The sequence below is a fragment of the Methylobacterium sp. WL1 genome (assembly GCF_008000895.1).
Classification (GTDB): domain Bacteria; phylum Pseudomonadota; class Alphaproteobacteria; order Rhizobiales; family Beijerinckiaceae; genus Methylobacterium.
This window is the reverse complement of sequence record NZ_CP042823.1, coordinates 4554283-4577722: the sequence shown is the minus strand read 5'-3', so window position 1 is coordinate 4577722 and position 23440 is coordinate 4554283. Positions and strand designations below refer to the sequence as shown.

Genomic DNA, 23440 nt, shown 5'->3' with positions numbered 1-23440 from the left:
ACGCTTACTCGGCGATCAGCTTGCCGGTAAAGACGACCGGTCCAGTGGGCTGGCCGCTCGGCGAGCCGCCCTGCGGCTCCACCGACACTGCCAGCACCGCGTCCGGCGAGGCGCCCTGCGGCAGGGTCACCCGGGTCGCACCGCCCCCGACGAGGCCAAGCGGCTTCGGGCCCTCGGCGCCGACATACCACAGCTCCAGGCTCCGGCCCGCGGGCGCCTCGGCCCCGACCGGCCGGACCTGGGCGGTGCCGGTGCGGGTGTCGACGCGCACGATCAGCGCTGGGGAGCGCGCCGCCGCCCTGGACCACCGCGAGGTAGCGGGCCGCCCTCCGGCTCCGGTCGCAGGCCCATCGCCACGAACAGCGCCAGCCCGGCCGCCAGCAGCCCGGCCCCGCGGTGGCGATGCGCCAGCGCCGGACCTGCCGCCGCAGATGGGTGAGGGGATCGCCGACCAGCGGAGCGGTCGATCCGCCGAGCCGGGCCGAGAGCGCCCGCAGCAGCGCCGCCCGTACCCGCGGTGACGGCATCACCGGCGGGATGGCGCCGAACAATGGCGAGAACCGCCGCTCCCAGGCCTGTACCAAAGCCGCCGCGGCAGTATCGGTGGCGAGCGTGCGCGCCATCGCCGCTCGCTCCTCCGGGTCGAGGGTGCCGAGCACGTACTCGGCCGCGCGTAGGTCGGGATCCGAAGCGGGGTCGTAGATGCCGCCGTTCATGACGCGCTTTCTGAGATTTGTGGGTGTGTCAGGTCTTTGCGACCAGCTCACGCAGCCGCATATTGCCGACCGCTCGCGCGCCAGCGACCGTTGCGTAGGAGTAGGACGATTGTTCCGACCGTTGGCCGTCAGCCGAGGTAATGATCCATCGGAAGCAGCCCGGCTGAGCGGTGCAAGGCACTACCTTGACGCGGTGGGATCGCAAGATTTGGCCGAATGCTGACACCTTGAGAGCCATTCACCCCCTACGGTCAGCGGGGCGACAGAGTTTCAGGGCTGTTCCAGCAGGCCAGAAGCGGGATTGCTTGATCTGGGCTGAGAACCGGCTCGGCCCCGCCGCCCGATCTGATCACGGGCGAGCGGGGGAGGTCGTCTATCCCACCGACGTTCCTATAGATTGCCAGTTTCTGGTTAGCGCAGGTGTTACTGCGAGCACCGGTGACGATCCGAGAATGGGAATGGTCAGGTGCTGTACTACTTGGCTGCGTCTTGATTGCCGCGGCTCTAACTCAAAGACGACGCCGATGCTATTTGCCGCCACCGCCTTTGTAATCCGTGATCGCACGCCGTCAGTTTTCCGAAATATTGTCCACATTCTTCTTGAAGCAGGCGTCCATCTCCGGACTGTCCGGATCATTGCCGCTGCAGAAAGTGACCGTATCACCCGAGCAGTACGTCTTCAGATCCTTGTTGCCACGCTTTGAGGTAGATGCGTCGAGTGCCCCGAGAGCAGGAGCCGTAAGGGCGAGGAGGCCGAATGCCGGGGTGATGCTTCGCATATTGGATGTCGAATCAAAGGAGTTCGTTGATGCGCTAAAGGCTTGGTTCGGTGGTCCAGCCTTTGCGCTTACGAAGCTAAGGCTTGCACCCTTCGCGGTATTCGAGCTGTGACCGAACGGTAGATTAGCTACTTACCGCCGGCGTCCTTGTAGGCATCAGTGGCTCGGCGGCAGTTCGGAGACATCCGGCTCAAATTCTTCTTGAAGCAGGCGTCCATTTGCGGGCTGTTCGGATCGATGCCGGCACAGAATGCGAGGGAGTCACCCGCGCAGTTGGTCTGTAAGTCCGCGTTGCCGCGGTTGGGCACCTGCGCTGAGGCGGGACCGGCGATAGCGAGGACGCTGACGGCGAGGATGAGGCTGCGCATTCTTGGTCCCTGACCAGAGCAATTCGTCGAGGCCCCAACGAAGACGGCGCCCATTTTATCCCTTCCGCTGTCAGAACCAGATCCCGGCACGGCTCCCGTTCTCGGAGATGAACTTCAGGTCGGGGCGCATAACCAGAAATCCGTGGACTTCCATCAAAATCGATCGACCTTCAGATCTGCCATCCGGATCCGGCCCACGATCAGGGCGGAGCCCCTGGTCGCGTAGGGGTAAGCCGATCGCTCGGAGAAGAGGCCGTCAGAGGACGACACGATCCAGCGGTAGCAGCCCCGGTACACAGGGCAGGGCATCACCGCGAGCCTGTGAAGTGGGACAAGGCGTCAGCCTCGTAATCGGGCGGAACGACAGAGGGTCAGAGGGCTCCACCGGAGCCCCCCCGATGCTGGCAGTGAGCCTCTCACATGCGATGCATCATCCGCTTGCGCATCATGCGGCGGTGCATCATCCGCTTATGCATCATGCGCTTCTTCATCATCATGTGGTCGCCGTGCATCATCCGGACCTGCGTGACATCCGACTGGCCGGTCTGAAGACCGCTTACCGGAACTAGAGCCGCCGACACGGTGCCGACACTGAGGGTGAAGCTGCCGAGCAGGGTTGCAGCAGCGAGAGCGAAGGTCGTCTTCCTCATCATGTTCTCCTGAGTTCGGCGGGCGCGTCGGCACAGAGCCAGGAAGGCTGGGGAACCGCACGCCCCGGCACGACGCCAAGGCACGACGTCAGAGTGCCCCTACGAACCTGATGGCAGGGGAGTTTCAGCTATCGAGCCGATAAAGCGACGAATTTTCACTGTACGATCAGATACAGAGCGGCCAGCCTCAACGGCTTGAGGACGAGACCACGACGAGCCCATCCACAAGCTTGACCGATTGAGAGTTTCAATCTCGGTTGAAGCTGAAACTATTCGGCTGCTCCTTTCGTATGCCGGGAATGCGGCCGATCATAGCGGCCTGTGGCGGAGCAAACGTTGGAGCTATCTGTGATCCGTATTCCCGTGGCGATCCTCGTGGCTATCGTGTCAGCAACCCTCCTCTGTCCGGCTGATGCCGCTATGAGGAAGGTGCGGATACCAAACCAGTACGACGGCTCGTGGACGATCATCGCTGCGACGGCCCAAGGACCCTGCTCAGCTAGCACGAGCTATCAGGTGCAGATCAGGGGTAGCGACGCGTCGATCCCCGGCGACGAGATCGACATCGCTGGCGGCGTATCTGCCGGAGGCGCGGTGAAGGCGACGATCACCAAGGGGGCGAACAAAGTGCCGATTGCTGGGAGCCTCAGCGCGAGGGGCAGCGGAAGCGGTACGTGGCGCACTTCCGGTGGACTGATCGAGTGTAGCGGCAGTTGGAGCGCCAAGCGAGCCGGATAGAGCCGATCACGCCAGGAGGCTTTCGATAAGCTTTTGGTTCATACGGCTGAGCGCGATGGTTCGCTCGATCTCGCTCAGAACGTGCTCGGCGTAGATCCGTGCGGGCGAGCCTTGGGCAAGGGCCGACAGGACGCGTATCTGCTGCTCGCGCCGCTCTTCAGCCTCGGCGACCTGCCGCCCTGCCTGGAAGAGTGGGTCGTGCAAGATTTCATTCGAGCGCGAGAGCATGGCAGTCACGAACGTATCCATAGCGCTGCCCCGCCGCCCATCGTTTTAGGGCTGGCGGGGCTCGATGCCGTTCCTCACGGCGATGGGGCCAGGTACGCGACACGGCCCAAGCTGCACAGTGATCAGGGACGGTTATCTGAGATAGAATGGCCGCGCCTGAGGAGATCCCGGATCGGGAAAGGCAGTCGGCAGTGCCAGTCCGCAATGGCAATCGGTCCACGCGTGACTGGACGGACTGAGGTGTCAGGCCGCGGACCTCGCGCGGCGCTCGAGGATGTCGCCGGCCCGTAGCTGCTCCGCCGTAGGCGTCCAACAGGTCGCCCAAACCTCGAACGTGCAATGTCGGACGCCATAGGCTTCTCGACAAAGGGTCGCGATCTGGCCCCTTGAAAGCCGGCCACGGGCCATGAGGCCGCCGGCAACTGCCTGGATCGCAGCGGATCCTTACGGCGAGCGGATGAGCGCTCGCGTCCCAACCGCCTTCCTGGAAGACATCCGCGATGATGTGGATCGGCTGGCGCAGCGGCCCGCAGCCGCCCTGCCTGTCGGCGCCAAGCTCGTCGACCAGATCGCCTTCGCATCTGCCGCGCTGGAGGATCTGAAGGGCGCTTTACAACCTGGCGGGGACGGGCGGCGACATGGCCTATGCCATGGCCTGGACGGGGGCAGCGCACGCCAACGAGTGGTCGAGGCAGAGCCACCCCGGCGAACACTACAACGCCGCCGGCAAGCTGATTCGGTTACTCGGCGAGGCCCTAACCGACGTGGCGGATGTGACCCGCAAAAAGGGTTAGCGGCGCCAGCCCGAGACGCCCAGCGAACGCGAGACCCGCCTGACGATCCTGTCGCGTCCCGTCGTCCGGAGCGGCGACCCCGACGAGACCGAGGCCTTTGCCCGGGCTCTCGTCGCCCACGTTGAGGCCGAGCGGGCGGGGCACCGACCGGCGCTCCTCTCCCTTCCGTAGCCGTGCGTGCCGCCCCGGCCGGTGCCTGCCGGGCTTCCCCGTCACCGCGACCCGAGATCTGACATCATGGGCGACGTGCTCACCTTCACTCTGCGTTCGAAACCGGCTGTTCCGGAGGCGTCAAAGCCGCTGACCGGACCGGAGATTTGCGTCACCTTGGAGGCGGCTGCACAGGTCGCACTCGACGCGGCGGAGCAGCTACATCGCCGTGCTCGACCACATGGACGGCGACACGGACCTCGAGGATGGCGCCGACGATGAGCCGGCCCTGGCGGCGCCTGAGAACACCACCGGCTCGCAGATCGTATGGATGCGCGGCAGCGACCGGAATGGTGAGACTGAAACAGCTGAAATTTTGTTGTCAGAATGTGGGATTAAAAGAGATTCTGATCCGTTTGTCTTACCCGGAAATGGACATGGCAATGTTATTGCCGCCTGTGGCTCGGTATCACCCAATCTAGTTGGCGGGAGAAAATAAGTTGGATCACGTTCGACGGAGGGTGTGACCAGACGGATACATGATTTGGTGGCAATCTCGTCTAGCCTGCGACACGATTTAGTCTGGGATCGGGACATCGCAGTTATGAGAACGCTACTCGCCTCGCTGGCCGCATTCACCGCCCTGACCGGCGCCGCTGCCGCCGCTGACCTTCCGCGCCGCGCCGCCCCGCCGCCGATCTTTACCCCTGTGCCGGTGTTCACTTGGACCGGAGCCTACTTCGGTATCAACGCTGGCTACGCCTATACCGAGTCGGATACGATCCGGACCGTGGGCATCGGCACCCTACAGAACAACGTGAACAACCTGCTCCGCAGCCCGGCCGTCCGCCTGTCGCAAGATGGTTTCTCCGCCGGTGGCCAGGTCGGCTACAACTATCAGTTCACCCCGGGGTCGGGCATCGTCGTTGGTGTCGAAGCTGACGCCCAGTACATGGATCTGCAGCGCACTGGCGTGCAGTCGATCTTTCGCCCGGCCTTCAACCCGAACGTCCTGACCAACACCTACCGGACGGACTTGAGCTTCCTAGGCACCGTGCGGGGGCGCGTCGGCTACGCCTTCGACCGCGTCTTGGTGTACGGCACTGGCGGCTTTGCCTACGGCGACGTGACGCAACGCGTTGGCTTCCAGACCGCAGCGCCGCTGACTTATTTCGGTAGCCGCTCGCGGATGGATACCGGCTACGCCTACGGTGGCGGCATTGAGTACGCCCTGCCCACCCACTCGTTCCTGAACTTCTTCCGGTCAAACGCCGTGACGATCAAGGCCGAGTACATCCGCTACGATCTCGGCAGCCACAACTTGCTCGTCGGCTCCGTCGGCGGCCCAGGCGTCGGCTACATCTCCCGCTTTCGGACCGAGGGTGGCATCGCTCGCGCCGGCCTGAACTTCAAGTTCGGTTCCTACTAGGATCGGTGGCGCTTTTCCCGGCAGCTGTGCCGGGGGACGCGGCGGTGGGGCGAGGAGTGTTGGTCCTCTTCCTCGCTCCCCCGTCGCAGAAGAGCAGCCGTCCGGTTGACCTTCACATCTCCAGCCCGATCAAACTGGCCGCTACATCGGCCACACCCTGAGAGCACCCGCTCCTGGGGTGTTTCTCGTTCTGGCGGCTGCCTCGTTCGGCATCAGTGCATGCCGACCAATCGTTCGGGAGCCTGCCCCCGAGGGAGATAGCCGAACGAACATCTACTCTGGCGGATCCGCGGCAACGTCATCGCGGCGCACAGTTCGCTTTTTGTCGACCCTCTGGAGCGTACCTGACGCAGACTGCGTCAGGTCCCGAAGCGGACGCCCTTGCGCTCCCGTGCATCATCCTCAGCTGCAGGGATCCCCATCAGGACGCGCGAAGGATGGGTATGCACGATCCGAACGTTTTTCGGCGCCCAGGTGCACCCTAGGCAAACAGCATAGATCCAGCGATCCCATAAATTTGTGTTTTCATTGTCGATCGATTTCTGTTTTTCCCTCGCCTTAGTTATGAGTTGCCTAGTTTCTTCTGCCTTGGCGTCGCTGTTTATATTGTCACTGGTTCCAGCTGCATCCCTACGGGGCTGTGTATGTTGAGCGAAAACTGGTGACGAAAAACTGATGAGTAGAAACGAAATCAATATCAAAGTGCGCATTAGATGCTCCAAGAGCCTCGTTGGCACCCCCCTGTTGCGGCCTTGACGAAGCCGAGCTCCGATAGGTTTCAAAAACAGCAAAAATAGTTTGAAGAAATCAAACTCCGATGATGGTGCATCGCGGCACAGGAATGAAATCAGGCGAGCTGAAACTTGATGATATGCCCTACTCCCGCACGGGCTTCGGCTCTGGCTGAGCCGTCCGTGTGAGGGTCTGGATCACCCGCGGCGCCAAGGACGCGATGAGCCGCGAGATGCTGGTGGGGCTCGACGCCGCGGGCGTCGGCATCGCCGCGGCAACCTACGACATCGTCGGCCTGCCGCCCGTCGAGCTCGCCGGACGGCGGCGCATGGGGCGTGCCGCCTCCTCCTCAGAGGCCGCCGAGTGACGAGCCTGAGACCGCAGGCGTCTTCGAGGCTCCTCGGGCGATCCGATCCCAGCTAAGGCCTCCGTCGTCTGCGTGTCAGCAGGTTGACCGGAGAGGCAACCGTTCTACCGAACCCGCCGCCGCCAAGATGGAGGTGGTTGGCCGCCTGAAGTACCATCCCGGCTGAGACCTGCGCGGTCGTCGTGCGATGGGATCCTCCGGTGGATCCCTTGATGCGGATCACCGACGCGGGTGGACAAGGGCGCCGAGGACACGAAAAGACGTGCCCTACACGTTCGACCGCGAGCGGACGCCGGTGAGCCACAAAACAAGGGAAACGCCATGACAGACGCCGTGGCGCCGACGCCGACCGCTCCGGACGCGTCCGACTTTCGCAACCTCGCAGACACCCTGCCGCAGATGGCCTGGATTGCGGACGCGAACGGCGACATCTTCTGGTACAATCAGCGCTGGTACGAATACACGGGCACGACCATCGATTCCATGAAGGGATGGGGCTGGAAGGCCGTCCACCACCCCGATCACGTCGACCGGGTCGTCGAGCGGATCTCGTATGCCTTCAAGGCCGGCGAGCCTTGGAACGACACCTTCCCCCTCCGCAGCGCCACCGGCGAATACCGCTGGTTCCTTTCGCTGGCCAACCCGTTTCGCGATGCCGAGGGACGCGTCATCCGCTGGTACGGGACTAACACCGACATCACCGACCGTAAGCGCATGGAGGGACGGCTCGCCCGTCATGCGGTCGACCTGCGACGAACCAACGAGGAACTGGAGCAGTTCGCCTACGTCGCCTCGCACGACCTCAAGGCACCGCTCCGCGGCATCGAGAACCTCGTCGGCTGGATCGAGGAGGACCTCGAAGGTGCGCTGACAGGCGACGTCCAGACCAACATGGATCTCCTGAAGAGCCGGGTCCGGCGCCTGGAGAGCCTGCTGGACGACCTGCTGGCCTACTCAAGGGCCGGACGAGCCGATGTGGCCTTCACGCCGGTCGACACCAAGGCCCTCGTCGAGGAGCTCGCCGTGCTGGTGAGCCCGCCCGACGGCTTCGAGATCGTCGCCGCGGACGACCTGCCGACGCTGAACGCGGCGAAGGCCCCGCTCACGCAGGCGCTCCAGAACCTGGTCGGCAACGCGATCAAGCACCATGACCATCCGGGGGACGGACGCGTCCGTGTCGATGCGTACCCGACGGGCGATATGGTAGAGTTCGTGGTCACGGACGACGGTGCCGGCATCCCGGAGCAGTTCCGCGAGCGCGTGTTCGGCATGTTCCAGACCCTGAGGCCCCGCGACGAGGTCGAGGGCAGCGGCATGGGTCTGGCCATCGTCAGGAAACTCGTCGAGCGCCAGGGTGGCAAGGTCTGGCTGACCGAGGGCCGGGAGGAGGGGCGCGGCCTCTCCGTTCATTTCACGTGGCCGCGGGACGGCGCGAAGGGGGGGACTGATGGGTTCGACGGTTAACCTGCTGCTGGTCGACGACGACGAGGTCGACGTCCAAGGGCTGAAGCGCGCCTTCAAGAAGAGCAAGATCGGCAACCCGATCACCGTCGCCCGCGACGGCATCGAGGCGCTGGAGTACCTGCGGGGCCAGAACGGCAAGGAGAAGCTGCCGAAGCCCCACCTCATCCTGCTCGACCTCAACATGCCGCGCATGAACGGCATCGAGTTCCTGGAGGAGATCCGGGCCGACGAGGACCTGCGCACCGCCGTGGTGTTCATGATCACCACCTCGAAGGCCGACGAGGATCGGATGCGGGCCTACGGCCATAACGTAGCCGGCTACATCGTTAAACGCGATCCGGCCAACACCTTCATGGAGGCGGTCTCCATGCTGGAGCACTTCTGGAAGGTGGTCGAGTTCCCGCAATAGAGCTCGGCAGACACGTGGAATCCCCCACACGCATCCTGCTGATCGACGACGACGCCGTCGACCGGACGTCCGTGCGCCGCGCCCTGAAAAAGTCGGGGCTGAAGCACGACCTGACCGAGGCACCCGACGGCACGACCGGCCTGCGCTTGGCGCGGGAGGGTGCGTTCGACTGCATCCTGCTCGACTATCGCCTGCCGGACGTCGACACCTTCGACCTGCTCGCCTCCCTCCTCGCCCTTCCGGGCGAGGGTCACGCCGTGCTGATGCTGACGGGCGAGGCGGACGAGGACCTGGCGTTCCGGCTGATGCGGGCCGGCGCCCTCGACTACCTCGCCAAGGCGGAGGCGACGCCGTCGAGCCTGGCTCGGGCGATCCGCTACGCTGAGGCGCGCCGCGGCTTCCAGGCGAAGCTCGACGAGGCCCGGCGCGAGGCCGAAGCGAAGTCGCTGGAGCTGGACACCCTCAACCGCCAGAAGACGCTGCTCTTCTCGATCATCGCCCACGATCTGCGCAACCCGTTCCAGTCGCTGCTCGGACTGTCGGAGGTCCTGGGGAAGGCGGTGGCGAAGCGGGACCACGCCTCCATCGAGCGTCGTGCCAAGGGCATCAATCAAGCCGCGACCCAGGCCTACGCGCTTCTGGAGAGCCTGTTCTCCTGGGCGAGCCTGCAGATGGACACGATGGCGGTCACCATCACCGACGTCGCCCTTGGCACGGTGGCGGCGGAGGTCATGCAGGGCGCCGCCGAGGCGGCCGCCGATAAGGGCCTGACGCTGACCATCGCGTGCCAGGGGAGCACCGTAAGCGCGCAGCGCGACATGCTGGCCACGGTCCTGCGCAACCTGGTCAGTAACGCGGTCAAGTTCACGCTGCCGGGGGGCACCATCACGGTCGCCGGCCAGCGGACCGGGAGCGGCATCGAGATCACGGTCTCCGATACCGGCGTCGGCATGCCCGCCGGCAAGGTGGCCGACCTGTTTAGGCTTGACCGGCGCAGCACGACGAACGGCACGGCGGGCGAGCGCGGCAGCGGATTGGGGCTCCTACTCTGCCGCGACCTCGTGGAGCGTCAGGGCGGCGAGTTGACCGTCGAAAGTTTACCGGACCAAGGCACCGTTTTCCGCTTCACCCTTCCGGAAGCGGTCGGCGCCTCATGTCCCTGACGACCCGCATCCTTCTTCTCGTCCTGCTCGCCCTCGCACCGGCGCTGGCGATCCAGGGCTACAACGAGCACGCCCTGCGCACCTCGCGCGACGAGACCGTGCGCGCCGATACGATGGCGACGGCCCGGACCGTCGCCGAGGACCTTTCGCAGGTCGCGGAGTCGGCCCGCCAAGCCCTCAACTTCCTGGCTCAGGACCCGGCGGTCCGTGCGATGGAGCCCTCGGGCTGCACCGAGTACTTACGCCGGGCCGTGCGCGACAATCCGCAATTCGCGGTGTTCGCGCTGACGCGGTCGGACGGGACCGTCGTGTGCAACAGCCTCGGCTCCGCACCCGGCTCCTACGCCGTGCCCGACCGGGTCTACCAGCGCCGTGCGGTCGCCGAGGGTACGTTCGTGATGGGGACCTACGCCCGCGGCAACGCCTCCCGCAGGGACTCGCTTCACTTCGCCCAAGCGCTACCAGACGCGGAGGGGCGCACGGTCGGCGTGCTCGCCGTCGCCGTCGATCTCGGGTGGCTCGACGGTTACCTCAGGCGTAACCTGAGACTGCCCAGCACTTCCGTGACGGTAGCGGACCAGGACGGCATCATCCTGGTTCGCTATCCCGACGGGAATGGTTGGGTCGGAAGACCAGTGCCGCCGGATCGGCAGCGCATCGTGATGAGCCGTGGCGAGGGTGTCCGCGTCGACTTCGGCATCGACGGTCGCGAACGCATCCTCGCCAACGCCAAGCCCGGCGGCGCGGCGTCGTCCGCCTGGGTGACCGTCGGTCGCGACCGAAAGGTCGCCTTCGCTGACGTGGACGCCGCCACCCGCAGGGGCGTGGTGCTGATCGTCCTGGGTGCCGTGCTTGCCCTGGCCGCCGCGCTCCTGGCGGGACGCGTCTTCATTCGACGACCCTTCGACCGCCTGCTCCGAACGGCATCGAAATGGCAGGCCGGAGACCTCGCGGCCCGGACCGGGTTGGACGGCGCCGACGAGTTCGGTCGTCTCGGAAGCAAGCTCGACGCGATGGCCGGGAGCCTTCAACGCAACGAGGCGGACCTGCGCGACGAGGTCCGCAATAGCCGCGCGATGCAGGAACGGCAGGTGACGATGCTGCATGAGTTGAATCACCGTGTGAAGAACACTCTTGCCACGGTCCAGGCCCTGGCACGGCAATCGACGCGTGGCGGCGAGGCCCCGGGGGAGAGGCTGGAGGCACGCATCCTCGCACTCTCCAAGACCCACGACCTCCTGACGCGGGACGACTGGTCGGGCGCCCCCCTCCGGGCGGTGCTAGAGAACGAGCTGGGTCCCTATAGGTATGGCGACGCGACCTTCGTGGTGGATGGTCCCGACGTGGACCTTCCGCCGCGCCATGTGCTGTCCCTCGGGATGACGCTGCACGAGCTGGCTACCAACGCCGCCAAGCACGGCGCGCTGTCCGTTCCTGGAGGCGAGGTTCGGATCACATGGTCGGTCATTGCCGATGCCGGCAACAGCCGTCGGCTCCTCCTGGAGTGGCGGGAGACCGGCGGCCCGCCCACCGTTCCGCCGACGCGTCGGGGCTTCGGCACGCGGCTGATCGCAGTCAGCGTCGAGCGCGAACTCGATGGGGAGATCGACCTCGATTTCGCCGAGACGGGCCTCCGCGTCGCCTTGGATGTCCCGTTGACAGCGCTTGGGGCCGCACACTTGAGCCCGCTTGCCACCATGCATTGAGGGACGAGCAGTCAGCGCCATCGAAAGGATTGGACTTTGGCCGGAGGCGAAAGATGCCCGTCGGACGCCATGCCCCGGCATACCTCGAGATCACCTTGGCTAATGCCGCGGATCGCCCAAACGACGCTCGATCCGTCCGCGCAGGCAGGGACGACAGCTAAGATTTGTTTGGTGTGAACGCTTCTTGTCGAACGCGGCGCCCCTCAGCGACACGCATCGTCAGACCCTGCGCATCGAAGTATTCCAGGATCGGCATCGTGATGTTCCGGCCGATCCCGGTTGCTTCGCGAAACTGCCCTACGGTGAGAAGCGCTTCAGGGTGTGCGCTGGCCACCGCCCGGGCGTGATCCACCAATTCGATCAGGACGCTGGGCAGAATGTAGTAATGCTTCGAGATGCGCTGCAGCCAGCCGATGCGGCCGAGCCGATCGAGAAGGCCACGCAAGGTGTCCGGGTCACTGCCCACGCGTTGTGCAAGTTCGGCCAGGCGCGGCTGATCGAGTCCGGCCGCCTCCAGGATCGTGCGTATCTCATCGTGAAGCAGCGCATCCTCGGGACTCAGGCGGACGACGTGCCCGGGGCGATGATGGTGGTTGCCGCGACGCGCGACCGTACCGTCGCGAACCAGTGCATCGAGGATGGGGGGCAAGACCCTGCGATGTCGAGTGGGAATGCCTGCCGCGACTTCCTCCTGGGATAGACCCGGATTGTCGGGCTCGATCCGATGCGTGTCGTCGAGCAACGCGAGGACGGCACTGCGGATGCCGTTCATGCGCGTCCTTGAAAAACCGAGCGGACCGCGGGGCGTCTCCACCACCATGACGCCGAGGGTGTCTGCAAGGGCGTCCATGGCCGCCGCGGAAACGTTGCGTGACCGCGCGAAGTGACCGAGATCCACCTCGACCGGGCTGGCTTCGAGCAGGCCGTCGAGCGCGTGCCCATCGTCGGCTCGGTCGAGGGCGCGGACCATCGCCTGCCGCTCCTCCCACCAGGCTCCGCGTCGCGGTCCGTCGATGTCGACGATGGTGCCTCCGCCCAAGGTGCGCGAGGCGGAGATGTCGCGCAGGATGAAGCGGTCGCCGTGAAGCGCCCCAAGTCCCGCATCGAGGGCGATCTGCGCTCTAGCCGAGCCGCCAGGCTCGACGACGACGCCTTCCGGGAGGAGAATCCGTCCGGTGACCAAGCCTGCGCCGTGGTGCACCTGGACGGGCGTTCGATGGCGGAGGGCCCGCTTTTCGCTGGGCAGCAGGCGCAGCGTCACATCGAGACGTAGGGTCGGTCCATGCAGCGCTGGTGCGAGGATCCAGTCCCCGCGATGGATATCCCCCTTCGACAGGCGCGGGCCGACGATATTCAGGGCGCAGCGCTGCCCGGCGCCGGCCTCATCGGTCACGAGATCCTCGGCGCGGATGCCCCGCACCCGCACCTCCTGTCCGCCCGGGGAGGCCAGCAGGCGGTCGCCAACGCGCACGGTGCCGGCATGCACGGCCCCGGTGACCACGATGCCGACCCCCGAGATCGTAAAGGAGCGGTCGACCGCCAGACGGAAGCCTCGTTGCGTCGGTCGGACCACAGCGGGCGTGGCCGCAGCGGCGTCCAGCAAGGCCGCAAGCTCGGGGATGCCGGCTCCGGACAAAGACGAACAGGCGACGATGGGCGCATCGGCGAGGCCGGTCCCAGTCAGTGCCGCGCGGATTTCCGGGCGAACCGCCACGAGTCGTGCCGGGTCCACCGTGTCGCTCTTGGTGACCGCCACGACCCCATGTCCGAGGCCGAGCAGGTCGAGGATCGCGATGTGCTCACGGGTCTGGGGCATCACGCCATCGTCAGCCGCCACGGCAAGGAGGGCGAACGCGACGCCGGTCGCCCCTGCCACCATCGTACGCACCAGACGCTCATGGCCGGGCACGTCCACGAACCCGAGGGTGCGGTCGCCGCGACGGGCATAGGCGAACCCGAGATCCAAGGTGATCCCGCGGGCCTTCTCTTCCGGCAGCCGATCGGCGTCGACGCCGGTGAGCGCCTTCACCAGCGTCGTCTTGCCGTGGTCGATATGACCCGCCGTCACGACGATCATGGCTTGGCGACTTCGTGCTGGAGCCCAGTGTGGCCGGCGCGGAACAGTCCGCGCCGGCCGGAAGTGACTTCAACCCTTGATGCGGGTTTCGGCCAATTCGGACATGCAGGTGTCGTAGGGGGTGAACTCCACCCGGTTCGACACCGCGAACAGCGTGTAGGGCGCGTACAGGAACAGGGCTTTGGCCTCGTCCTGCAGGTAGCGCTCCACCTCGCGAACCACCCCTTCCGTTTCGGTCTCCGGCGTATGCAGGAGCTTCTCGTAGAGGGCGTCGAACTTCGGATCCTCCGGACCCTGGCGCAGGGTCGCGTCACGTCCGAAGAACTCCCGGTGCACGCACGCCACCGGATATTGCGGCGTCCAGTCGAAGTACCATTCGAGCTTGACGTCGAACTCCGCCGGCGTTTCGTCCTTGGCGCTGACGAAGCGGCAGCCCAGGCCAACTTTTCCCAGGCACTGGCCGATGGCGTCCACCACGCCCTTCCAGGCGGGTGAGGCGACGAAGACCAGTTCTTGTCCCCCGAGCCTCAGACCATCGAGCGTGCGTCTGGCACCCTCGGGGTCGTGCGGCATCGGCTTCATGTCCGGGTCTGCGCCGTAGCGGCCTGGCTGGATGAAGGCTGGGATCACCGTGCCGTAGCCATACGCCCCGTGCTCCAGCACGAAGGCTTGGTCGATGGCGAGGTTGATCGCCCGGCGGGCCTCCGGGTTGCGCCAAGGCGAGTCCGGACGGTTCTCGTTGAAGACACCCGTGAGGATCGCCTTCGCCTTCTTCGTCTGGATTCTCCCGTGCGCACTGTCCGGGAAGGACTTCGCCTCGTCCGGCGTCAGGTCGAACACTACGTCGACCTGGCCGTCACCGACCGCGACCGACTTGATGCCCTCGTCCTTGCCGATGACGTTGTCGTAGACGATCCGGACCGTCGGCCTGCGGGCCGGGTTCCAGTACGTCGGGTTGGGCTCCATGACCACGCGGTCGGAGCGGCTATCGATGAGCGAGACGCCCTCGGTGAGCACAAACGGGCCAGTCCCCCACGGACCAGGCGCGTCGATGACTCACCAATGGCCTTCTGCCGACCCCGTCTTTGGGTCAACGAAGCCCCACTCGTTCCAGAACCGCGTCGAGGGCAGGTGCATACCGCGCAGCTTCATTAGCGCCGCGGAGTCGCCGCCGGGGAAGCGCATCCGCACGGTGCGGTCGTCGACCGCCTCGCAAGTCACGTCCCGGGCGAAGTTGAGGAAGGCGCCAGGCGGGTGCGGGTTGGTCCATTCCTGGACCTTGTCGAACCCGAGCTTGAACATCGCAGCGTTGAAGGGCTCGCCGTCCTGGTAGACCGCGTCCCGCATCTTGAGTTCGAGGGTCTCGCCATCGAGCCAGCGCCAGCTCTCGGCGAGGCTCGGCTGGCCGATGCCGTCGTGGTCGACGCGGTTGGCTTCCTCCATCGTGTTCCAGGTGATGGAAAGCCAGTTCACCGGCGACGGGTCGACCACCGTCACCGTGTTGTGGGGTCCCCAGGGCTGGCCGCCCCCCGGATCCCCGGTCGCTTGCGCGTCCATGTATCCTCCTCGTGTTCGACCCGCATGGCGTGCGGGCATCGTCCGGCTCATCGCGAGCCGACAGGATGGAAGGCGCCTGCAGTTGCGCATGGCCCTCGATTTATTCGCCTGGGCCGCCGGCCAAGCTGCCGTTGAACCCTCGCGTTTCAGTTCGTCCCCGCGGGGAGCCTCGTCCGCACGTCTGGGTGCGGGGCATCCTCAGCCCGGCTCGTCGCCCTGGGCCATGCCCGCTGTGGCGACGCGGTCGGCGAGATCCTTCAAGTCCTGGCGCAGGTCGGCGAGTTCGCGGTCGCCGAGGCCGGTGCGACAGACCACGGCCTGCTGCGCCGTCGCAACTTGGTCCTCCAGCAACCGGCCCGCCTCCGTCAGGGCGACGAGGACGATGCGCCGGTCCGCCGCGCGGGTCCGGATGACGAAGCCCGCGGCCTCCAGCCGGTCGACCAGGGGCGTGATCGCGCTGGACGTGAGTTGCAGCCGGGCGGCCAGGTCGTGCACCGCCGTCACGCCGTCCTGCCAGAGCGCCAACATGACGAGGTACTGCGGGTAGGTCAGCCCTACCTCGCCCAGCAACGGCCGGTAGGCGCGCACGACCGAATTCGTCGCAGCATAGAGGGCGAAGCAAAGCTGGTCGTCCAGCCGCAGGCCAGTTTGCTTCGTCGACGTCGACACAGACCGTTGCTCCGTTCAGACCTTAATCATTCACGCGTGAACGATATTGTCAACGGGCCGTATCTTGCGCAGGGGAAAGCGCGGCTATCAGGCTTGCCTTTTCCTAGTCACAGGGGGGCCGCATACGAGAGAAGTCGACGAAAAGCCGACCGGCGCATTCCTGAAGAGTTTCGGGCGCCGTCAGGCGTACGAAAGTCGTGGAAGAACGAACCCGCGGGATGGCGGGCGCAGAGTTATGGGGATTTTGGCAGACCGTCGTCCCCAGCGAGGGACGGAAGGCGCGTGATTACCAGCGCCTGGGTGCCTGAGCGCTCCTGGATTGCTCGGTCTCCGGTGTTTGCCGGATCGCGACAGGTCGGGCGACAGGGTTTGTGAAGACCATTCTGGCGTTCGGCACGCGGAGAGGCGTGCCCCGAGATGCGCCTCCTCGGATGTGTGGTGGTGCCAGGCCATGCCGGGTCATGGCGTACACGCCCGGTTCGGCGCGGGGCTGAACGGCGGCCCACGCGGCTGGTACCAGCCTGCGAAGGAGCCGACGGTTCTCATGGGACCGCCGCAGCGGGGGCAAGGCGGTCGAGCGTCGGTCGCAGCGTCCCGGTTCAGGGTCGGTGGATCGCGGCGGGGCCGGTGTGCCGAGGATCGTGCGGATGTGGGCCAGAGCGTCCTTCCGGTTCGAGCCGGCGAGGAAGCCGTAGTGCCGGATGCGGTGGAAGCCGCGCGGCAGGACATGGAGGAGGAAGCGCCGGATGAACTCCGTGGCGGACAGGGTCATGACCCGCGCCTGCCCGCCCTCGGGGCGGCGGTAGTCCTTGACGCGGAGGCTGACGTTTTGCCCATCGAAGGCAAGGATGCGCCGGCTGGAGATGGCCACGCGGTGGGTGTAGCGCGACAGATAGGCGAGGACGGCCTTCGGTCCGGCGAAGGGCGGTTTGGCGTAGACGACCCAACGCTTCCTGCGCACCGGGGCGAGGGCGCGGACGAAGGCCTTGGCGTCGGAGAGTGGGGCCAGGGTGCCGAAGAAGACGAGCGTTCCGGCCTCGTGGAGGGCGGCGAGCCCTTCGTGGAACAGGCGGCGGAACAGCATGCCCAGCACCCGTACCGGCAGGAGGAAGGCAGGGCGTGACGAGACCCAGCGGGTCCCGTCCGACGAGCGGCCGCCGCCGGGGACGATCATGTGGAGATGGGGATGGTGGGTGATGGCCGAGCCCCAGGTGTGGAGCACGGCGGTGAAGCCGATGCGGGCACCGAGGTGCTTCGGGTCGGCGGCGATCCGCGTCAGGGTCGCGCTCGCGGCCCGGAACAGCAGATCGTAGACGGCGGCCTTGTTCTGGAAGGCGATGGCAGCGATCTCGGCGGGCAGGGTAAAGACGACATGGAAGTAGCCGACCGGGAGAAGGTCGGCCTCGCGCGCGGCGAGCCAGTCGCGCGCCGCCGCGCCCTGGCAGCGTGGGCAGTGCCGGTTGCGGCAGGAGTTGTAGGCGACGCGCAGGTGGCCGCACGCGTCGCAGCCCTCGACATGGCCGCCGAGGCTGGCCGTGCGGCACTGCTCGATCGCCGCCATCACCTTCAGCGCGGCCAGGTCCAGGTGCCCGGCGCCAGCGGCGCGATAGGCGGGACCGGCGGCACGAAAGACGTCGGCCAGCTCGATCGCGGCGGGCATCGCCTCAACCCGGTGCGGGTCCCTCCCCATGGAACAGGGCGAGCCTGTCGAGGGGGCTCGTCACGGCCCGCACCGTCCGCGTGGCGACCTTGGCGTAGAGCGCCGTCGTGTCGAGCCGGGCGTGTCCCAGCAGCACCTGGATGACGCGGATGTCGACACCGTCCTCCAGGAGGTGGGTGGCGAAGGAGTGGCGCAGGGTATGGGGACCGACACGCTTGGGGATCCCAGCCGACCGGGCCGCCTCCACCACGATGCGGTGAAGCTGGCGCGTGCTGATCGGCCGTTCCCAGTCCTGTCCGGGAAACAGCCAACCCTCGCGATGCAGGACGCCCTGCCGGTGTCCCTCGGTCCACCAGCGCCGCAGGAGACCCAGGAGATCGGCGGACAGCATCGCGTTGCGGTCGCGGCCGCCTTTGCCGCGCTCGACCCGCAGGAGCATGCGCGTCGAATCGACGTCCGCGATCTTGAGCGCCGCGACTTCGGCCACCCGCAGTCCCGCGCCATAGGCCACCGACAGGGCCGCCAGATGCTTGAGGCAGACCGTGGCGCCGAGCAGCCGGCGCACCTCGTCGGCGGAGAGGACGTCGGGCAGCGGGCGCGGATGGTTGAGGCGGACCAGCCTGCGGGCGAGATCGGGCCGCTCGATCGTATGGACGAAGAAGAACAGCAGGGCCGAGACGATGGCATTCATCGTCGGCACCCCGAGGCCGACCTCCTGCTGCGCGATCTGGAAGCGGCGCAGGTCGTCGACGGTCGCCGTGTCGGGCGAGCGCCGCAGGAACGTCGCCAGACGCCCGACGTCGCGGAGATAGTTGCGCTGCGTCTCACGAGAGAACCGACGCAGGGTCATGTCGTCGACCAGGCGCTGGCGCAGCGAGCCGACGGAAGCGGCGGGAACGGCAAGGATGGTCATGGAACCGGCTCCACTCGGATGAAGGGAGCCACGATCGTCCGCCCAGGCCAGGCGACGCTCAATCAGCGCAGGGCGCTCGTCTCAATCTGCAAACCTCGAAGCTGCCACCCATCCCGCGTAAGCGGGTTCGTTCATCCACCCAACCCAGTCGTAGGTCCTCGTCCATCAAGCTGCCTCGGAGCAGACCTTCCGAGCTTCTGCAACGGGTCGGTTCGAGCATGTCTGCTTTTACGGTGCGCCTGCTCCGAAGCAGGCCGGCAGCTTTCGGCCAGACTACGTCATGCCGGATCGCCAGTGCGCGCGATACCGGACGTTCGGCTTTGCGCCCAAATCTGCCATTCAGCCAGCGCTGTCTCCATCTCCGAAGCGGACATCAAGTTAGCTTAGCACCGGGCGAACGGCGGCGGATAATCAGCAAGCTGCGATGGTCTATGCCCAACGCTCTATCCCGTAGCGGGCCCAGAAAATGGCAACGGCCTCATCAATCACGACTGCGTCGCTTGGGGCATCAGCGGATGGTTGTGTTCGACGATGCAAGCGCGGCGAATAACCGGATCGCCGCAATCAACCGCCGCCTCGCCGGGCGCGGTGTCGGTTTGCCGTACAGCTATGGATTGGATGCCGACGCCCTCGCGACGCTTCTCGCTGCCTGGTGCGCGAGGGCGAGTCAAGATGAGACGAAGCGAGCCTAAGGAGATCCTGGGCGGCTCAGATCGTGCCGCTCTTCCCGCGCATGCAGGATGGCTTCAGGCCTGATGAAGGACGGCCTATCGGACCGAGGGTGGCCGATAGGCTTCGGGTGGAAGGTCACGGAAGAAGGTCTCGCCGGGCGCCTGGCCCGGGACCGGCTTGGGTGCGGTCCCGGGACCGCCGCCATCCGTGATGTAGCGCTGGTTAATGCCCTCCGGCAGCAGGGGAGCGGGCGCCTGCGGGTTCGGCGGCACGATGTAGCGCTTCTGATCGGGCGCCGCGATCGGCGGCGCGACGGGCGCCGCGATCGGCGGAGAGGCGGGCGGCGCGACGGGCGCCGCGACCGGCTGCTGCGGCGGTGGCAGCTTCCGCGGCGGCGGGATCTCGGCCTTTTCCGCCTCGCCGGCGGCTGGCTTGCCAGGGCGACGGGCGACCGCCTTCGGTGCGGTTCTCTGGGATCGGACGCGCGCGGCCGGCGGCAGGAGGCGCGTTCCCGGCAGGGCGATCCGCAGGCCCTCCACCGCACGGACGAGGTCGCCGAGGCTGGCCTCAGCGGTGCGGCACATCCGGATCCTCAGGGAGATCGCCCGGCGTCGCGCGACCGGCTCGGCCTGAAACAGTGCCGGCTGGCCGCCGGAGGGGCTGTCGCCGCGGTCGCCATCGATCCATTGCCACGCGTAGAGGCAATCGACGCCGAGGGCGATCCCGATCGGACCGTATGCGTTCCGCAGCGGCGGCCGCACGGTCATCGCCTGTCCCGGAAACCGGACGGCGATCTCCCCCGCGATCCCGAACTCGCTGGGCTTGGCTAGCCGCGGCGGGAAGGCGAGGAGCAGATCGGCGGTCTCCCTGCGCAGGGCAAGCTCGGCATGGTTGCGGCCGTCGCCGCCAGCATAGCGCAGGCGCTGGTCAAAACCGTCGCGTTCGCGTGTCTCGATCACCGCCGTGACGGTCCCGGCACCTGGCATCACCAGAACGGGAGCCGGCTGTGCGATGGCCGCGCCGCTCGCAAGGAGCCACGGGATGACGCCGATGCGTGCGCCGATCCGGGCGGCAAGAACTCCGATGCGCCTCACGGGCCGGTCCGTTCGGTCGTGGCGGACGTGTCGAAGGCCGAACGCGCGGGCAACTGAAACCGCTTCGCCTCGGAATTATCGGGCCGCCCCCGCTCGGCCTGCTGGTCTTGCCACAACGTTCCCGGGGCAGGAGACGAGAGGAGTTCGGGCTTGTCCCCCCCGCGATAATCCGGCAGCAGGGCGTAGCCGAAGCGCTCATAGGGCATCGGCCCCGCGCCGGGCACGCGCCGCGCCACGAGGGGCGGCGCCGAGGCCGTGGGCTCTCTCGCGTAGGTGCCGGCGGGAACGGGCTCGGCCAGGATCCGCGCCAGCCCGGGCGGCGGGTAGCGCAGGCCGTTCTCCATCGACACCGCCAGGGGAAACTCATTGCGCTGAACCGCGATGGGCTTCGCATCGGCTGCGGCGTTCGGGAGATCCGGCCGCGGCACCCGGTTGAGGGGGGCGACCTCGGCCCTGCCCGGAGCGGCCGCGTGACGCCCGGGAGCGGCCGCGGCGACGGGCGGTGCGGGGTCGCAGGGCAGCGGCGACCCTGCGGTCGCGTCCTGGAACAGCAGATCGACCGCCTTGGGGAAGAGGCCGTCGTAGCGGTTCACCGTCTCGAGAAAGGGACGCTGCCGCTTCAGCCGCTGGAGCGTCAGGGCGTAGCCGAACACGGTGCCCTCGCTCGGCATCCAGGCGACGCCCCGCTGAAACCATTCCAGGGCCGTGTCGAACTGGCAGGAATTGTAGGCGTACCACGCGAGTCCCTGGGCGCCCTCGCCGGAGGTTGTCGCGGTAACGACCTGGGCGTAGCGGGCGATGCGCGCGGGCTCGATCGCGGGCGGGCGCGGCAGCGTCAGCTTCTGCTCCAGGATGTCGATGTAGAGCAGCTCGTTGCCCACGAACCGGTCGCGCCATGCATAAGCGACTTCCTCGGCCTCGCGCTGCATGTCGAGCTGGCGCAGGGTGAGGGCGAGCCCATGGGCGACCATGGCGTCGCCGCCCCGGGCGATCGCATGCTTGAACCATTCGAGCGCCTCCCGGTACTGCCGGCGCTTGTAGGCGTACCAGCCGAGCAGGCTGGTCTGGCTGGGATCGCCGCTCTTGCGGGCGACGGTCTGGAAGGCCGCGAGGTCGGCCGGGGTGGGGGATTCCGCACTCTCCTCGTGCAGGAAGGCGGCAATCCGCGCGCGGGTGATGTCGAGGCGGATCGCGTCGAACTCGGAGGTCCCGTTCGGGCCGCGGTGTCCCATCTCGATCAGGCGTTCCGCCTGCGCCATGCGCAGGTGCGCCATCGTCTTCTGGATGGTGGCGAGGCGCACGCCGGAATCGGCGTTGCCGTCGAGGATCGACTTGTACAGTTCGAACGCCTCGTCACCCGAACCGGAATCGCCGAGGGCATCGGCGACCATCCAGATGCTCTGGACGTCGAGGGGATCGAGGGCTCCGGGATCCGCCCGGTAGAGATCGATGATCGCGCTGGATTCCTTGCCGGTCAGCGCGGTGATCCGCGACCGGAACTCGGCCCGGCGGAGCTTGCGCGCCAGTTCCTCGGAGGGCTGCCAAGCGGGATCGATCGAGCGGCGGGCGGCGATCGCCGCGCGCAGATCGTCGAAGCGCCCCGCGGTGAACAGGTCCCAAAGGGCCGCCTCCTCGGGCGGGCTCGGCTGCAGGGCGTTGAGATCCGGGGGCTCGTTCCAGCCCGGATAGAGCCGCTTGAGCCGGGCGATCTCGGCCTTCATCCGGGCGGTCTGCTTCTGGGCGGCGTAGTAGCGCAGGGCGCTCTCGTCGACCATGTCGGTGGTGCGGGACGTGGCCGGGTCGGCCAGGATCGCGGGCGCGCGCGGGCCGTCGCCGTAGATGATGCGGGGCTCGGGCCGGGCCGAAGGGACGGCGTTCTGCGCCGCGGCGGGCGCGGCAACGAGCGCCAGCAGAAAGCAGGGACCGGCCCGCCGCATGCGGGCCCGGGAACGACCGGTCAGGACTTCAGGCATGAAGGGTAGCGCATGCGGGCCGCGGTCAGGGCGAGTAGGCTCAGGGTCGCCGGATAGTAGTTCTGATTGCCGATATCGCCCCGCGCATCCTCGGGAAAGGGCGTGCCGTCGAGGGCGCAGGCCACCAGCGCCGGGATCCCCAAATAGCCGGCCTCGGTGAGCCATTCGACCTTGCGCCCGTCGCCGGTATCGACGATCGGCAGCCGCTCCCGGTCGGCGCCCGACCACAGCGCCTGGAACGGCGCGAGGTCGTCGGGTCGCACCAGCCCAGCCCAGGCGAGGTAGAGCGGGATGCGGATGGCGTTGTAGGAGAACAGCGGCGGAAAGCCCGTGGCCGGATGCGGGGCGTCCTTGGCGGAGATCCACTCGGTGGGCAGGTTGCTGGGGCCGAAGCGGGACTGGCGCAGCAGCGCGAGGCCGCTGCGCGTCAGGGCCGCCCAATCGTATTCCGGCGCTACCAGGGCGAGGCGCGGGAAGGCGGGAAAGATCCAGTAGGACAGGTTGACGAGCGGCCCGTCCGGCCGCTCCCGGGCGGAGAAGCCGGAGACCGCAGGCAGCAGCAGCGCCCCGTGCGGATCCTTGAACAGGATGGTCTTGCGCCCGAACTCGATGGCGATCCGCCGAGCGGCGGTGCGGTAGCTCGGCTCGTTCCAGGCCTCGGCCGCCTCGGTCAGGGCCCAGGCGACGAGGATGTCGCCGTCGGTGGCGTTGTTCATGTCGGCCACCGCCGGCCTCTTGTCCGGAGACCAGCGCCACGCCAGCAGCTCGTCGCCGCGGACCATCAGGTTGGCGCGGGTCCAGCCCCAGATCCGCTCGAACGTCACCCGGTCGCCCGCCGCCACGGCGAGCAGCATGCCGTAGCCCTGGCCTTCGCTGTGGCTGATCTGGCCGTTGGCGGTGTCGACCACACGGCCCTGATCGGTGATGAACCGGGTGCGGTAGGCACGCCAGGCGGCATCGTTGCCGAGCTTGCCGGCGAGTCCCGAATTCGCCGGGCGGGAAGCCTGAGCGGGCTGCGCGCCCGGTTGCGCGGTGCTCGGCGGGACCACCGGCTGCTCCTGGGCCGAGGCGGGCAGGATTGCCGCGACGAGGATCGCCGCGGCGAGCGGGGAGCGGTCGCGGCGGCTCATGA

Annotated in this window: 19 protein-coding genes and 2 pseudogenes; 8 read left to right on the top strand and 13 right to left on the bottom strand. The window is 67.1% G+C overall.

Annotated elements, in window-relative coordinates; all coding sequences use genetic code 11:
* Positions 1 to 4: 4 nt before the first annotated feature.
* From FVA80_RS32215 to FVA80_RS22240, 5 genes are all read right to left on the bottom strand, one after another.
* Complete coding sequence (locus tag FVA80_RS32215) at positions 5 to 271, bottom strand: anti-sigma factor (RefSeq protein ID WP_348644590.1); 267 nt, start codon at positions 269 to 271, stop codon at positions 5 to 7.
* 1014 nt (positions 272 to 1285) lie between these two features.
* Positions 1286 to 1495, bottom strand: coding sequence for a 3',5'-cyclic-nucleotide phosphodiesterase (locus FVA80_RS22260; protein ID WP_147909438.1), 210 nt, complete (start codon positions 1493 to 1495; stop codon positions 1286 to 1288).
* A 128-nt stretch (positions 1496 to 1623) separates the two neighbouring features.
* The gene (locus tag FVA80_RS22255) at positions 1624 to 1863 is read right to left on the bottom strand and encodes a 3',5'-cyclic-nucleotide phosphodiesterase (protein WP_147909439.1); all 240 of its coding nucleotides are present in this window, start codon (positions 1861 to 1863) and stop codon (positions 1624 to 1626) included.
* A 416-nt stretch (positions 1864 to 2279) separates the two neighbouring features.
* Positions 2280 to 2513, bottom strand: coding sequence for a hypothetical protein (locus FVA80_RS22250; RefSeq protein ID WP_147909440.1), 234 nt, complete (start codon positions 2511 to 2513; stop codon positions 2280 to 2282).
* A 744-nt stretch (positions 2514 to 3257) separates the two neighbouring features.
* The gene (locus FVA80_RS22240) at positions 3258 to 3500 is read right to left on the bottom strand and encodes a hypothetical protein (RefSeq protein WP_147909441.1); all 243 of its coding nucleotides are present in this window, start codon (positions 3498 to 3500) and stop codon (positions 3258 to 3260) included.
* Positions 3501 to 4117: 617 nt separating this feature from the next.
* On the opposite strand from FVA80_RS22240, the gene FVA80_RS30700 reads away from it, so the two are divergent.
* The 8 genes from FVA80_RS30700 to FVA80_RS22205 all read left to right on the top strand — a co-directional run bounded on the left by FVA80_RS30700 (position 4118) and on the right by FVA80_RS22205 (position 11693).
* Entirely contained in the window at positions 4118 to 4273 is a 156-nt protein-coding gene (locus tag FVA80_RS30700; RefSeq protein WP_187193472.1) for a hypothetical protein, read from the top strand.
* A 379-nt stretch (positions 4274 to 4652) separates the two neighbouring features.
* Entirely contained in the window at positions 4653 to 4922 is a 270-nt protein-coding gene (locus FVA80_RS22235) for a hypothetical protein (protein ID WP_246692085.1), read from the top strand.
* A gap of 105 nt (positions 4923 to 5027) precedes the next feature.
* The gene (locus FVA80_RS22230; RefSeq protein WP_147909442.1) at positions 5028 to 5852 is read left to right on the top strand and encodes an outer membrane beta-barrel protein; all 825 of its coding nucleotides are present in this window, start codon (positions 5028 to 5030) and stop codon (positions 5850 to 5852) included.
* Between the two features lie 916 nt (positions 5853 to 6768).
* Positions 6769 to 6951, top strand: a complete 183-nt coding sequence (locus FVA80_RS22225; protein ID WP_187193471.1) for a hypothetical protein — start codon at positions 6769 to 6771, stop codon at positions 6949 to 6951.
* Positions 6952 to 7272: 321 nt separating this feature from the next.
* A complete protein-coding gene (locus tag FVA80_RS22220) occupies positions 7273 to 8415 on the top strand; it encodes a PAS domain-containing sensor histidine kinase (protein WP_147909443.1) in 1143 nt (380 codons plus the stop codon).
* Positions 8399 to 8824 (top strand): response regulator, encoded by a 426-nt coding sequence (locus tag FVA80_RS22215; protein WP_018042937.1) that lies wholly within the window; start codon positions 8399 to 8401, stop codon positions 8822 to 8824. Before FVA80_RS22220 ends, FVA80_RS22215 begins: the two co-directional genes overlap by 17 nt.
* Positions 8825 to 8838: 14 nt before the next feature.
* On the top strand, positions 8839 to 9987 hold the full coding sequence (locus FVA80_RS22210; protein WP_147909444.1) for a hybrid sensor histidine kinase/response regulator: 1149 nt from the start codon (positions 8839 to 8841) through the stop codon (positions 9985 to 9987).
* Positions 9978 to 11693 (top strand): HWE histidine kinase domain-containing protein, encoded by a 1716-nt coding sequence (locus tag FVA80_RS22205; RefSeq protein WP_147909445.1) that lies wholly within the window; start codon positions 9978 to 9980, stop codon positions 11691 to 11693. Before FVA80_RS22210 ends, FVA80_RS22205 begins: the two co-directional genes overlap by 10 nt.
* 157 nt (positions 11694 to 11850) lie before the next feature.
* Here the strand turns inward: FVA80_RS22205 and selB are convergent, their stop codons facing one another.
* From selB to FVA80_RS22160, 8 genes and pseudogenes are all read right to left on the bottom strand, one after another.
* A complete protein-coding gene (gene selB / locus FVA80_RS22200) occupies positions 11851 to 13770 on the bottom strand; it encodes a selenocysteine-specific translation elongation factor (protein ID WP_147909446.1) in 1920 nt (639 codons plus the stop codon).
* Positions 13771 to 13839: 69 nt separating this feature from the next.
* A pseudogene (locus FVA80_RS22195) lies at positions 13840 to 15117 on the bottom strand (ABC transporter substrate-binding protein).
* 408 nt (positions 15118 to 15525) lie between these two features.
* The gene (locus FVA80_RS22185) at positions 15526 to 15996 is read right to left on the bottom strand and encodes a MarR family transcriptional regulator (RefSeq protein ID WP_147909448.1); all 471 of its coding nucleotides are present in this window, start codon (positions 15994 to 15996) and stop codon (positions 15526 to 15528) included.
* Between the two features lie 459 nt (positions 15997 to 16455).
* Positions 16456 to 17656: pseudogene (locus FVA80_RS22180) on the bottom strand (IS91 family transposase).
* Positions 17657 to 17660: 4 nt separating this feature from the next.
* Entirely contained in the window at positions 17661 to 18569 is a 909-nt protein-coding gene (locus FVA80_RS22175; protein WP_147909449.1) for a tyrosine-type recombinase/integrase, read from the bottom strand.
* A gap of 767 nt (positions 18570 to 19336) precedes the next feature.
* Positions 19337 to 20335, bottom strand: a complete 999-nt coding sequence (gene bcsN, locus FVA80_RS22170) for a cellulose biosynthesis protein BcsN (RefSeq protein ID WP_246692084.1) — start codon at positions 20333 to 20335, stop codon at positions 19337 to 19339.
* A complete protein-coding gene (locus FVA80_RS22165; RefSeq protein WP_147909450.1) occupies positions 20332 to 22308 on the bottom strand; it encodes a hypothetical protein in 1977 nt (658 codons plus the stop codon). Before FVA80_RS22165 ends, bcsN begins: the two co-directional genes overlap by 4 nt.
* On the bottom strand, positions 22293 to 23438 hold the full coding sequence (locus FVA80_RS22160; RefSeq protein WP_147909451.1) for a glycosyl hydrolase family 8: 1146 nt from the start codon (positions 23436 to 23438) through the stop codon (positions 22293 to 22295). Before FVA80_RS22160 ends, FVA80_RS22165 begins: the two co-directional genes overlap by 16 nt.
* Positions 23439 to 23440 lie beyond the last annotated feature (2 nt).